Origin of the sequence: Proteus penneri (genome assembly GCF_003144535.1) — a bacterium.
GTDB lineage: Bacteria > Pseudomonadota > Gammaproteobacteria > Enterobacterales > Enterobacteriaceae > Proteus > Proteus penneri.
In genome coordinates this window covers 35386-47995 of sequence record NZ_PHFJ01000012.1, presented here as the reverse complement: position 1 = coordinate 47995, position 12610 = coordinate 35386, and the positions used below count along the sequence as shown (strand labels likewise).

At 40.5% G+C, this 12610-nt stretch carries 21 protein-coding genes; 20 read left to right on the top strand and 1 reads right to left on the bottom strand.

Annotated features, from left to right (window positions below; genetic code table 11):
- The first annotated feature begins 7 nt into the window (after positions 1-7).
- From CUB63_RS14070 to CUB63_RS17785, 5 genes are read left to right on the top strand one after another with little or no spacing between them, the layout of a single operon-like run.
- On the top strand, positions 8-391 hold the full coding sequence (locus tag CUB63_RS14070; RefSeq protein ID WP_109373182.1) for a RusA family crossover junction endodeoxyribonuclease: 384 nt from the start codon (positions 8-10) through the stop codon (positions 389-391).
- An 18-nt stretch (positions 392-409) separates the two neighbouring features.
- Complete coding sequence (locus CUB63_RS14065; protein WP_109848319.1) at positions 410-1213, top strand: KilA-N domain-containing protein; 804 nt, start codon at positions 410-412, stop codon at positions 1211-1213.
- The gene (locus CUB63_RS14060) at positions 1210-2235 is read left to right on the top strand and encodes a DUF968 domain-containing protein (protein WP_109848318.1); all 1026 of its coding nucleotides are present in this window, start codon (positions 1210-1212) and stop codon (positions 2233-2235) included. Before CUB63_RS14065 ends, CUB63_RS14060 begins: the two co-directional genes overlap by 4 nt.
- Positions 2236-2261: 26 nt before the next feature.
- A complete protein-coding gene (locus CUB63_RS17790) occupies positions 2262-2597 on the top strand; it encodes a DUF1133 family protein (protein ID WP_239996098.1) in 336 nt (111 codons plus the stop codon).
- Positions 2573-2812 carry a DUF1133 family protein gene (locus CUB63_RS17785; RefSeq protein WP_239996097.1) on the top strand — a complete coding sequence of 80 codons (240 nt, stop codon included), beginning with the start codon at positions 2573-2575 and terminating at the stop codon, positions 2810-2812. Before CUB63_RS17790 ends, CUB63_RS17785 begins: the two co-directional genes overlap by 25 nt.
- A gap of 108 nt (positions 2813-2920) precedes the next feature.
- Here the strand turns inward: CUB63_RS17785 and CUB63_RS14050 are convergent, their stop codons facing one another.
- Entirely contained in the window at positions 2921-3835 is a 915-nt protein-coding gene (locus CUB63_RS14050) for a hypothetical protein (RefSeq protein ID WP_109848317.1), read from the bottom strand.
- A 494-nt stretch (positions 3836-4329) separates the two neighbouring features.
- On the opposite strand from CUB63_RS14050, the gene CUB63_RS14045 reads away from it, so the two are divergent.
- From CUB63_RS14045 to CUB63_RS13980, 15 genes are all read left to right on the top strand, one after another.
- On the top strand, positions 4330-4542 hold the full coding sequence (locus CUB63_RS14045) for a hypothetical protein (protein ID WP_041705231.1): 213 nt from the start codon (positions 4330-4332) through the stop codon (positions 4540-4542).
- A 71-nt stretch (positions 4543-4613) separates the two neighbouring features.
- Positions 4614-4862: a hypothetical protein gene (locus CUB63_RS14040; RefSeq protein WP_109848316.1), complete on the top strand. Its 249-nt coding sequence runs from the start codon at positions 4614-4616 to the stop codon at positions 4860-4862.
- A gap of 330 nt (positions 4863-5192) precedes the next feature.
- Positions 5193-5582 (top strand): putative holin, encoded by a 390-nt coding sequence (locus CUB63_RS14035; protein WP_109848315.1) that lies wholly within the window; start codon positions 5193-5195, stop codon positions 5580-5582.
- Entirely contained in the window at positions 5579-5866 is a 288-nt protein-coding gene (locus CUB63_RS14030; RefSeq protein WP_109848314.1) for a phage holin family protein, read from the top strand. Before CUB63_RS14035 ends, CUB63_RS14030 begins: the two co-directional genes overlap by 4 nt.
- Positions 5859-6263, top strand: coding sequence for a structural protein (locus CUB63_RS14025; protein ID WP_109848313.1), 405 nt, complete (start codon positions 5859-5861; stop codon positions 6261-6263). Before CUB63_RS14030 ends, CUB63_RS14025 begins: the two co-directional genes overlap by 8 nt.
- Entirely contained in the window at positions 6260-6637 is a 378-nt protein-coding gene (locus CUB63_RS14020; RefSeq protein ID WP_232240019.1) for a hypothetical protein, read from the top strand. Before CUB63_RS14025 ends, CUB63_RS14020 begins: the two co-directional genes overlap by 4 nt.
- On the top strand, positions 6525-6788 hold the full coding sequence (gene lysC, locus CUB63_RS18010) for an Rz1-like lysis system protein LysC (protein WP_109848312.1): 264 nt from the start codon (positions 6525-6527) through the stop codon (positions 6786-6788). The genes CUB63_RS14020 and lysC overlap by 113 nt, the downstream gene beginning before the upstream one ends.
- A 15-nt stretch (positions 6789-6803) precedes the next feature.
- On the top strand, positions 6804-7097 hold the full coding sequence (locus CUB63_RS14010) for a hypothetical protein (protein WP_170110776.1): 294 nt from the start codon (positions 6804-6806) through the stop codon (positions 7095-7097).
- A gap of 317 nt (positions 7098-7414) precedes the next feature.
- A complete protein-coding gene (locus tag CUB63_RS14005) occupies positions 7415-7792 on the top strand; it encodes a hypothetical protein (protein ID WP_109848311.1) in 378 nt (125 codons plus the stop codon).
- A 65-nt stretch (positions 7793-7857) separates the two neighbouring features.
- The gene (locus CUB63_RS14000; RefSeq protein WP_109372931.1) at positions 7858-8205 is read left to right on the top strand and encodes an HNH endonuclease; all 348 of its coding nucleotides are present in this window, start codon (positions 7858-7860) and stop codon (positions 8203-8205) included.
- A gap of 213 nt (positions 8206-8418) precedes the next feature.
- The gene (locus CUB63_RS13995) at positions 8419-8889 is read left to right on the top strand and encodes a phage terminase small subunit P27 family (protein WP_099660116.1); all 471 of its coding nucleotides are present in this window, start codon (positions 8419-8421) and stop codon (positions 8887-8889) included.
- A 3-nt stretch (positions 8890-8892) separates the two neighbouring features.
- Complete coding sequence (locus CUB63_RS13990; protein ID WP_109848310.1) at positions 8893-10626, top strand: terminase large subunit; 1734 nt, start codon at positions 8893-8895, stop codon at positions 10624-10626.
- Positions 10623-10784, top strand: a complete 162-nt coding sequence (locus CUB63_RS17590) for a hypothetical protein (protein WP_006533924.1) — start codon at positions 10623-10625, stop codon at positions 10782-10784. The genes CUB63_RS13990 and CUB63_RS17590 overlap by 4 nt, the downstream gene beginning before the upstream one ends.
- Positions 10774-12003, top strand: coding sequence for a phage portal protein (locus CUB63_RS13985; RefSeq protein WP_109848309.1), 1230 nt, complete (start codon positions 10774-10776; stop codon positions 12001-12003). Before CUB63_RS17590 ends, CUB63_RS13985 begins: the two co-directional genes overlap by 11 nt.
- Positions 11993-12598: an HK97 family phage prohead protease gene (locus CUB63_RS13980; RefSeq protein ID WP_006533922.1), complete on the top strand. Its 606-nt coding sequence runs from the start codon at positions 11993-11995 to the stop codon at positions 12596-12598. The genes CUB63_RS13985 and CUB63_RS13980 overlap by 11 nt, the downstream gene beginning before the upstream one ends.
- Positions 12599-12610 lie beyond the last annotated feature (12 nt).

The window sequence follows — 12610 nt, the reverse complement described above, 5'->3', positions numbered from 1 at the left end:
GGGACTTATGCCTGAACTTATGCTCACATTGCCTTTTCCACCTAGCGTTAACTCGTATTGGAGAAATATTAAGGGCCGAACGCTGATCAGTGAAAAAGGGCGTAAGTTTCGAATTAACACGATCGCCTCTGTCTATGAGCAACTAAAACGAAAACCTAAAGCTATTAAAGAAAATGTTTCTGTCCTGGTTCGCTTATACCCGCCCACAAAACAGCGCAGAGATATTGATAACTTTTTAAAAGCCCCGTTTGATGCATTAACACATGCGGGTGTTTGGGAAGATGATCAGCAAGTGAAACATATGGATGTGATGTTAATGGAAGTCGTAAAGGGTGGAAAGTTAGAAATCACTATCCGCTCATTTAATAACGTGATGTACGGTCACGAGTAAAACGTGGAGAGAAATAGCATGAATGGATTAATTGTTATTGATGGTTTTCAGGTTCGTAGAGATGTAGCCGGTCGCTATTGTTTAAATGATTTACATCGAGTATCGGGTGGTGAAAAGCGCCATCAACCATCGAACTGGAGTTCATTGGCTCAAACGAAAGAGTTAATTGATGAAATTTCGACCGCTCCTGAGATCACAGGAGCGCCCATTGTGACAGTCGCTGGTGGATATAATCAGGGCACCTATGTTTGCAAAGAATTAGTGTATGCCTACGCAATGTGGATCAGTGCTTCTTTTCATTTAAAAGTGATCCGCACATTTGATGCCTTAGTGACACAACAGCACCATGAGAAACTCAGTGATAAGGTCCAAGCTGGCGTGATACTACTGGAATCAATGTCTAAAAGTTTAAATTTCTCGAATTCATCAAAGTTAGGGGCTTATCAAAAATTACAGACCATGGCGGGCTTACCCGAGTTAGCGCCTGTGTATGCGATTGATGCACCAAGTGGTTCTATGGATGGTTCAAGTCGTCCAACAGTTGCATTATCAACACTGATCAACAAACACAATCTACCTATTTCAGCACAGCAAGCCTATAAGCGATTAGCCGAACTAGGCATTGTTGAACGTCTATCACGCCCAAGCACGAAAACTGCTAGCAAAACGAAAGAGTTTTGGTCTGTTACAGCAAGGGGTTGTCAGTTTGGGAAGAACATGACCAGTCCTAATAATCCTCGCGAAACCCAACCGCATTTCTTTGAGAGTAAAACGGATGAGTTGATCCGCATGGTGATGTTGAATAAGCAGGTGAGCGCATGAAATTATTATTAACGCCTTATATTCAACCTGAACTGGGCGTTGTATTACTTAAACCGGGTGCTGAATTACTCGAGCAATTTAAGAAGCACCATCGTGTGATTATCAGTGATGTGCCAAAAAGCTTAGATGTGTTGCCCTCAGGCGCATTAACGGGCGATGAACAGCCGATTTTAAACAATAAGCACATCATTCAATTTCTCAATAACAAAAAAGTGATCCACACAATAGATAAAGTGGCACCAATGGATACATGGGTTATCCGTCATATTCAATGCTGTCAGATTGATAACGATGAAGATAATTATCATCACCATGAATTAGTGACAACATTTCATGAGGCGGGTGTGATCCGCACTTGTTGGTATCACGATAATCATATTCGAAACTCATCAGCAGGGTGGGTTGCTGAGCTGGCCTATAAAAACCGTATCAATTGGATGTTAGACACAATTCGTTTTCGTTTGAGATTAGATGATGCCCACCAGCTAACTATTCCTGATTTTTTCTCATTTGCAGTAATGCATAGTTTGGTTGATGAATTACCCGAAGCGATATTGCGCCAGATTTTAAATTGGTCAGATAAACAAGAAGAACGCAGAGTTCATGGTGGTTTTCCTGAAGCTGACATTATCCCAAGCAACGTGACAGCATTATCCGTAATGAATGAACGTTTAGATGCGATAAAGCCGATTATTAAAGTTGCTGTTGATCCGGAGCCACCAGCGTCATTTCTTCTTAAACCTAAAATGCAACGTTGGGAAAATACCAACTGGTTGCAATGGGTGAAAACTCAACCGTGTTGTGTGTGTGGGCAACAGGCTGATGATCCGCACCACATCATAGGTCATGGCATGGGTGGTATGGGTACTAAGGCTCACGACTTATTCACTATTCCATTGTGTCGCATTCACCATGACGAGTTACATCGTGATCCGAAATTATGGGAAGCCACTCACGGCAATCAACTCGAATTGTTATTTCATTTCTTAAACCGGTCGCTAGGTATCGGTGCATTTATTTAACGTGTGTACGGCACGAGGGGTATTAGATGATTTATCCATTGACAGTAGGTAAAGGCGAAGAACATTTAAAATTACGTACACTGGAAAGTGTGTGGATCCGTGGGCGTTTGAAAATGTGGGGAAGATGGGCTGCTTTTAGTAAGGCTCCTAGCGCTACAAGTATGTTTAATCAATTATTGGAAGAACCAACAATTACAAAAAAAGCCTTAAGGGATGCAATAAATAGAATGCATACATCGGGATTATCTAAAGAAACTTTATTGATGTTTCTAGAAGAGTTTAAGGATAAAAAACACTTAGCAGTATGTGGTTTTGCTCTGATACTGAAGGTGGTGAAATGGATAAGGTTATTTGTGAAGTAATGAATGCAGATGCTGGGTTGCTGAATATTCTTAAGCAGCACTATGTTTATAAAAAATCAAAACATGAGATAGCATTAGAGCTTTGTGAGAAAGATGGTCGTTATTGCTTGCGTACATATCAGGACAGAGTTAAAGCATGGCTAAATGTGGCTGAATTTATGCTCTATCGCCCAATGTGCGATAGATTTGATAGAGAGTATCATTATTCTGAATAAAGCTTGACTATTTTGCCGATAAAGTTATAGTTTTCATATATGCTGTGCGAAGTTATACACGCAACACAGTAACCGGATTTAAAGCCTCGCTATTGCGGGGCTTTTTTATTATAGTTTTTCCAAAAATGTTTGATACCGCTCTATATCAGCATTACTTACATTCTCATCTTTTTCCATCCAATTAAGTAATTGTGATAAATTTTCGTTTGTGAAAAATAGTCTCGCTATTTCCAGTTTATCTTTTAATCTAGTTATATTTGTATTTATGGCGTTTATTTTTACCATTATTTTCTTTAGCTTAGTTCTTGATGTTCTTTCGGGGTCGCAGGATTCCAATTCCGATACCGGTGCTTTTAATTCAGAATAAAAGATAGAATCCAAACTATCATCCTTCGATAAAAAATCTATATACTTGATTTGCCCAACAACGATATCGACGGTTTCATCAATACGTCGGCCTGCAACTTCTGCTAACTCTTTTTCTTTAGCTGTTGTGAGCGTGGTTAAGTAGACCTTATTGTCATTATTGCCATACATAATTTGAAGTCTATTATAAGCAGACCTCCCAATTATATTAGGGTCGGATATATCTTTAAATAAGCGTATTGCCCATAAAATGTTTTTTGGACCCACAGTTAATTCATTTATTTTCTTCCACAAAGTGAATATTTCTGGTTTAGCCAGCCGGGCACTTTGTTTTAATTTTTCATATTCAACTTTATTTAAAAACTCTGATGACATTTCACCAAAAATAACATCAAAGTATTTATTACCACAGGCATTACCAATATTTGTTTCTATTTCTGCATCGGTTTTTACAATATACCCTCGTAGATGAGGGGTATTACAATTTTTTAGACCACAAGATATTTTTTCATCAAGCTCATAGTAACCTATTATTTTCTCTAGTGATTTTCCTTTTATGTCAAGTGCTTCAGTATAATGTTCTCTATTTTTTATAATGCTCCAGTCAGGTACTTGGACAATTTCATCGTCTATTTGTAGATATATTTTATTTGCCATTGTAATACCTTTATTTTTGTACAGAGTAATTATTATACAATGAAATTTAGGTTAGTGATCCTTAACAGTTAATTGTACTTCAATATCTATTAAGTATTTATTTTGATAAACAATAAGTTGAGGCAATTTGTAGTGCACTAGTTCTTAACTTAATTGATAGTGGAAACTTAAGTGTATGGCGTGACCATTACGAGAGTGTGGTTGATAATTTGGATAATGCTAAAGCCAGTTAGCACCAGTAATAGCCTGACGCTCGGAAATAGGAAACTTGGGAATGCGGTAGAGCGCATCGAATACCGAGACTGTGGAGATTGGCACCCACATCCACTTTATTTAATTCCCCCGAATTCGAGGGAATAGCAACCTGTAAGTTATCATTATAAGCTCATCCATCCGGAAATTCCGGATAGTTCCTTGATATGTGATCTAATGGTAAGAACAACTTAACTATTTAACATATTATCTCTTTGTGTACACAACAATAAGAGGTATTTATGTATCATCATTACTATGTTCATACATCTACTGATAATCATGGTGATTATGAGGTTCATCAAGATGGTTGCGACCATATGCCTAACGCGTCAAACCGGCAATATTTAGGTTATTTTACCAGTTGTGCTCAGGCTGTTTCTCAAGCAAAGGCTAATGGGTATAGAACTGCTGATGGTTGTTATTGGTGTTGTAGAGAATGTCATACATCATAAATAAAAATGTATGAATTAATTAAAGATCGCCTAGGCGGTCTTTTTTATTATCTAAAATAAGGAACGAAATTATGTACGCACTTAAATTAATTACTGAACGTGAAGGACGTAAAGTGGAAGAAGTCCACTGCTTAGGGGGTATGTACCGCTTAGAGTTTTATCCTGAATCAGAAAATAAAGATATTGTGGCGCGGGTTGAACATACAAAGAAAGACGCCATCCCATCATTTGATATTAAGCGTACAGATCATGCTTACATTACGACAGTAACAGGTGATACTGTTCGGGTTATTTCCAGAGGCAGAAAAGCTTGCCAGTAAGGTCATTTCGGTGGCCTTTTTTATTGGAGAAAATATGAAAAATTTATTTATTAATTTATGTATAAAGCTATCTGGTAAGACTAAAGAGCAATTAAATCTAGCTTGGTCATTTCATTATTTCGTTACCCGATCTAAATATAAAGCTTATTGGCGAGCTGTATTTCATTAATTATAGAAAGCCTCGTGCAGAGATGTCGATAATTGCACACTAGGTGGAGTTGTGCCCACCACTCATTCATACATGCCGACCACAGTATCAATCACACATTAAACACTTCACACAAGAGCTGTGTGTCTGCACCTTTTTAACCAAATAACAGGACTACACATATGAATGAGCCGTTAACGGGCACTACAACAGCATCGCTAGCGGGCGTTTCAATTGTAGGCCTGTTTGCTGGTATGGATGCTGGCGTTGTTATTGGGGCGTTTGCGGGAGCTGTTATTTTTGTTTTATCTGCTCATGATGTTCGTCTATTAAAGCGTTGGACTTATTTCGCGGTTGCTTTCCTTATTGGTATTTATGGCGCTGATTTTATGTCGGGTATTCTTAGCGATATAACAGGTGGTCGTGATGTTGATAAATCAGTAGGGGCAATGTTTTCGTCAGCAGGGCTGGTGGGTGTTTTAGTTTCAATATCAAAGCCGGGTGCAATGACTGACGGAATAAATAAGTTTATTAACAACCTGATAGATAAATTCAGAGGAGGTGGAAGATGACCATCTCAATGTTTTGGATTTACATCAACTTTTTCTCATGTCTGCTTGCTGTTATTCGACTCATTAACTATGACCGTAACGGTGCTAAATATAAATTTATCCCGTCATTTATAGCGTGGGTACTCATTATTCTACTAGGTTCGATTCCGTTACGAATATTAACGAATGACTACACGCATGCAGATCCATTTGAAGTCGGAATCAATATCACGCTATGCGCACTAATAATTCTTAGTCGTGGGAATGTGATGCAAATATTTAGAGGGGTTAGTAAAAATGGCTAGACCTGCACGCGGTGAGCGCAATAATAATCCAGGCAACATTAGACACGGTTCGAAATGGCAAGGGTTATCCGCACAGCAAACAGATCCGAGCTTCTGCCAATTCGTATCACCTGAATATGGTATTCGGGCAATTTATAAATTACTGCAGACATACCAAAAGAAATACGAACTCAACACTGTCGAGTCGATTATCGATCGGTATGCGCCACCAAATGAAAACAACACAGTTGGCTACATCAATCGAGCAGCTAAAGATATTGGTGTTAGCGTAAATGAGCCTATTAATGTTTCATCTAAACCGGTTGCTATTGCATTGGCCACAGCGATTGTTGGTGTTGAGCTTGGATATCAGCCATACAGTCTGAAAGTGTTTGAAGATGCTTGGTTGTTGTTATGAGTATTGGTAAATGGGTTCTTTTAATTGGCTCTGTGATTTGTGTTTTTTTACTCCAATACTTAGTTGTAAAAGTTGGTGAACTGAGCAAAGAAAACCAATCGCTCACCGAGCAACTCTCACGCCAAAACTCAATCACAGAAAACGCCAACCGAACATTCAGGATTATCAACAATGTCTCATCACTTAATAGCGAAGAGCGGAATAGGTCAATCGTGGATTCTGAAAAAGTTAAAACGGTTATCAAAACTGTTCTTATCAATAATGATTGTGCCAATACTGCTATTCCTAATGACGCTCTTATCAGGATGCACGACCATTCAGAAAGAATACGTGCCAGTGGAGCACATAGCGATACCAGCACACCTAACCACTGATTGTCTATTGCCCTATATACCAAAACAAATGACATGGGGAGAATCGTTAATGTTAAATATCTCCCTGTTATCGGTTATTGAGCAATGTAATTCAGACAAGAAGGCTATCCGCGATATCGAGTCAGCTAGAAGTACTTTAAATCTACATTAGAACGGAGTGTTTAAAATGAGTAAGGCAACACAGTCAAAAAATAGCAGTGAATTGTGGAATTGGTTTGGATTGTCTTATGCATCATTTCTAGTCATGCCAAGAGTTCTCATGCATGAAATGCCTACTGAATGGCAAGATAAAATGGCGGCTTTATTGTATGAATATGATGAAACATTCGACACGTCATCTGTTTGCCATTCAGTAGTAGTGAGTGCAAAAGACAAAAATAATAGGTTTATGAAGATGCCAGGTTACATCCTGAATTATCGTCGACCAGATCATGAAGAGATTGATAAACTCAAAATTTAGCCAACAAGAAAGCAATACGGGAAATTGAACAACAACGAGCCTCGCAATAGCGGGGCTTTTTAATGCGTCGCATTGTCGCCGTCTCCTATGTTAGCAGTGACCTGTTTTATTCTCGACGGATAGCGCATAGTGAGAATCAAAAACAATGAATCCACTCAGTTCTAGTACGGGTAGCAACGTCAGCTATGAGAGAAGAAACGGCGTGACTATGGAGAGACATAATTAATTCTACAAACGTCATTTATTGAGTGGCGTTGATAGAGTTTATTTAGATAGCCATCAGTTAATAACTGGTGGTTTTTTTATTGGAGATAGATATGTCAGATAACACTATTCAATTAAAAGTCTCAGTGGATACAAGTGAGTTAGATAAGTTAGAAGAACAACTCAATCGTATTAAGCAACTAATGCAAGATGTAGGTGTGAAGCCTAAATCAATCCCACCATTCTTCTTTCAGTCTTCTGGTGAATTTTTTATTAAAGATGCCTTTATTAATTCTGCTGAATTCAAAGGTGTGCTTGTCAGTAATAAGTCAGAGCATGACATCAATGCTCAGCTAGCAGATTTACGTATGCGAGCTGATCGACAGGATGCAGGTATCAATCAGCTAATGCAGGCGAGAGAAATTGAACGTTATGCGTGGGCTAAACTTACGAACGAGATAAATAACAGAACGTGGTGTAGTCAGAAGTAAAGGTGAGAAATCCCGCCTTTAAAATCAATGAGGATTATTCGCCTCTTTAGATTACAGGAGATTATATGCCACCTCGTATACCTCGCGCATGTCGTAAACAGGGATGCGCCAAGACAACAACAGAACGTAACGGTTACTGTGAAGACCATCAGAACTTAGGATGGGAAACCCACCAGCGCGGTAAGTCTCGTCATCAACGTGGTTATGGTACCCAATGGGATAAGCTACGAGCACGTATACTCAAGCGTGATAAGTATCTCTGTCAAGAATGCTTAAGATCAGGGCGAGCCACCGAAGCCAAAACAGTTGACCATATAATTGCTAAGGCGCATGGGGGTACCGATGCGGAAGAGAACCTTCAGTCGTTATGTATTCCATGCCATAGAACTAAGACCGCAAAAGAAAGAATCTAATATTAAATATAACCTATTGATATATATTAATTAAATAAACCTGTAAAAATATTTATCTTCATCTTGAAATTATAACGTATAGGGAGGAGGGGCGGGTCAAATCCCTACCATTCTCGCCACCTAGGACCGCCCCCTTACCTCTTTTCACATCACCGCAGGTTAGAAAACTTTTTTTGGGGAACCCCAAGCGATTATTGATAGGAGATTTCTATTATGGCTGGACCGCCTAAAACCCCGTCACATCTGCAATTGGTGAGGGGGAACCCATCAAAACGACCGATTAATAAAAAAGAGCCAAAACCGCCAAAAGGGGTACCCCCAACTCCGAAACATTTCACTAAGCAAGGTAAGTATTGGTTTAAGCGTATTGCTGAAGAACTTGATGCAATGGGTGTCATGAGTCAGATGGATGCCAAGGCATTGGAGTTACTCGTCGAAGCTTATACTGAATATCGACACCATTGTGATGTTCTCGATGAAGAAGGCTATACCTACAAAAACAATACAGAAAGTGGATTGATGATAAAGGCGCATCCATCCGCTGCAATGAAGGCAGACGCATGGAAACGTATTCGTGCCATGTTAAGTGAATTTGGTATGACTCCCGCTTCTCGAGCAAAAGTCACGATGAACACTCCCGCCGAAGAAGATCCTTTTGAGGCATTTTTGAAAAAGCGCAAATGATGAATGGCAAACGTAGCAGATGGAATTCAGTACGCCGAACAGGTGGTTGCTGGAGAAATTGTTGCGTGCGAACTGGTACGTTTAGCGTGCCAACGGTTTTTGAATGATTTAGAGCATGGGCTTGAGCGTGGCATCTATTTCATTGAAGATCGCGCACAGCACATACTCGATTTTTACAGTTTTATTCCTCATGTCAAAGGGGCATTAGCCGGTAAGCCCATTGATTTAATGCCTTGGCATGTTTTTATTTTAATTAATATTTTTGGCTTTGTTATTCCGTTAATTGATGAACAAACGGGTAAAAAAGTTGTAGATGAAGACGGTGAGGTTGTTTTTGTTCGTCGTTTTCGCACGGCTTACAACGAAGTTGCACGTAAAAATGCAAAATCCACATTGTCATCAGGTATTGGGCTTTATATGACCGGTGCTGATGGTGAAGGTGGTGCCGAAGTTTATTCAGCAGCTACAACGCGTGATCAGGCTCGTATCGTGTTTGAAGATGCGAAGAACATGCTGAAGAAGTCCAAAGCGACACTAGGTCGTTTATTTGAGTTTAATAAACTCGCTATCTATCAAGAAAGAACCGCCTCTAAGTTTGAACCGCTTTCCAGTGATGCCAATAACCTTGATGGTTTAAATATTCACTGTGGCATTGTTGATGAACTGCATGCACACAAAACTCGTGATGTGTGGGACGTATTAGAAACTGCCACCGGTGCGCGCCTGCAGTCTCTTCTTTTTGGGATCACCACAGCGGGTTTTAATAAAGAGGGGATTTGTTACGAACTGCGGGATTACGGTATTAAAGTGCTTCGTGGCCAAGTCGATGATGATTCGTTTTTCGCCATTATTTACACCTTAGATAAAGACGATGATCCCTTTGATGAAACTGTGTGGCAAAAAGCGAATCCGGGTCTCGGTGTTTGTAAGCGCTGGGATGATTTACGCCGTTTAGCCAAGAAAGCCAAAGAGCAGGTTTCTGCACGGATTAACTTCTTCACTAAACACATGAATATTTGGGTCACGGCTGAATCTTCATGGATGGATATGATGAAGTGGGATAGTGCTCCTGAACTTGCATCACAACAGGAATTACAAACTTATCCGTTATGGGTCGGTGTTGACCTTGCTAATAAAATTGATATTTGTGCGGCAGCTAAAGTATGGAAACAACCTGATAACGGTCATGTTCATGCTGATTTTAAGTTTTGGTTACCCGAAGACCGGCTTGAGCGTTGCTCTAAACAAATGGCGGAACTCTATCGCAAATGGGCCGATATGGGGTATCTCACGTTAACCGATGGTGAAGTTGTTGATCATGCTCAAATTAAAGAAGAAATCATTGAATGGGTGACTGGCGAGAACTTAAACGAACTGGGTTTTGACCCATGGAGTGCGACACAATTTAGTTTATCACTGGCTGAAGAAGGGCTACCCCTTGTAGAAGTAGCTCAAACGGTGCGTAACTTTTCTGAGTCCATGAAAGAGATTGAAGCACTGGTTTATGCGGGTAAGTTTCATCATGGTCAACACCCTGTTATGAACTGGATGATGTCGAACGTCACGGTTAAACCGGATAAAAACGACAATATTTTCCCTAATAAATCCACACCCGAGGCAAAAATAGACGGTCCTGTTGCACTATTTACAGGCATGAGTCGATTATTGGTGAATGGTGGCAGTGGTGGTGACTTCCTTTCCTCTTTAGATCCTAACGAAGACCTTTTATTCCTATGAAAAACTTATTACTTGATATCACTGCACTGGCTGGCGTTGGTGCGGTTATGGCGGGGTGTTATCTAAAATATGGTGTTGCTAACACGCTGATTATCGGTGGTTGCATTGCAATAACCTATGCCTTGGCGGTAGCTATGAGGGGGAAACGTGTTAATTGATGCTCTATTTCGCAACGACTCACCCAGTTTAGAGAACCCTAACACACCTATTACGGCTGACTCTATTGATAATGACGGATTATTTACGGCTGATGTGTATGTGAGTCCTGAAACATCCATGAAATTAGCAGCAGTCTATGCCTGTATTTATGTGCTTTCATCGTCTATTGCCCAGATGCCACTGCATGTAATGCGAAAGTCGGGTAATAGGGTAGAAACTGCGCGTGATCATCCTTTGTTTTATTTAGTTCATGATGAGCCTAACGAGTGGCAAACCAGCTATAAATGGCGTGAAACAAAAGAGCGTCATGTGCTGGGTTGGGGGAATGGTTATACGCAAGTTATTCGTAACCGAAAAGGCGAGGTGACAAATTTAGAAGCTTGTATGCCGTGGGAAACGACACTGCTTAATACTGGTGGTCGATATACGTATGGCGTTTATAACGAATTAGGTAATTTTGCCATTAGTCCTGATGACATGATCCATATTCGAGCGTTGGGGAATAATCAAAGAATGGGGATCAGCCCCATCATTCAACATGCTGAAACTATCGGTATGGGGATGAGCGGACAGAAGTACACCAGTTCCTTCTTTGGGGGGAATGCTCGTCCTGCGGGGATTGTTTCAGTAAAAGGTGAGTTACAAACAGCTGGATGGGAACGACTGAAAGATATGTGGCAAAAAGCTTCCCGAATGCTACGAAGCCAAGAAAATAAAACCATGCTTTTACCTGCGGATCTGGATTACAAGGCGCTGACGGTTTCGCCTGTTGATGCTCAATTGATTGATATGCTGAAACTGAATCGCTCAATGATTGCAGGGATCTTCAATGTGCCGGCTCATATGATTAACGACCTCGAAAAAGCTACTTTCTCAAACATCTCAGAGCAATCCATCCAGTTTGTACGACATACCATCATGCCGTGGGTAGTGAATTGGGAGCAGGAATTAAACCGACGTTTGTTTACTCGACAAGAGCGAACGGCTGGCTTTTATGTGCGATTTAATTTAGCGGGATTACTACGTGGAACACCAAAAGAACGTGCTGATTTCTACCACTTTGCGATTACAGATGGCTGGATGAGCCGTAATGAGGCGCGTGCCTTTGAGGATATGAATCCTGTTGATGGTCTTGATGAAATGTTAGTGAGCGTCAATGCCACTCAGTTCGCAGGGGGAAAAACAGAAGAATCGAAAGGGGATAACGATGAGCAGTGAAAAAGAAACACGATGTTATGTCGGTGAGGTTCGGGCGGAAGCGGGAGAAGAAAATAAACCGACACATATCGTGGGTTTAGGCTCTGTCTTCGACTCCCGGTCCGAACTGATTTATGGATTTCGTGAAATTATTAAACCAGGGGCGTTTGATGATGTACTCAATGATGATGTTCGCGGGTTATTTAATCACGATCCGAATTATATTTTAGGGCGAACAACTGCAGGAACTTTGTCGCTTAGTGTCAATGAACGTGGGCTTGTTTACGATATAACGGCACCGGATACACAAACCATTCGTGATTTAGTGTTAGCACCGATGCAACGTGGCGATATCAATCAAAGTTCTTTTGCATTTCGTGTCGCGCGGGATGGTGAAGATTGGTACCAAGATGATGAGGGTGTTGTTATTCGTGAAATAACACGATTTTCTCGACTCTATGATGTTAGCCCTGTCACTTATCCGGCGTATCAAGATGCAGACTCTGCGGTTCGCTCAATGAATGCATGGAAAGAAGCCAGAGACAGTGGCGATCTCCAAAAAGCAATTAATCAAAAATTGGCGCGTGAGCGTCTTATGACTTTACTCAATGCATAAGGTAATACTATG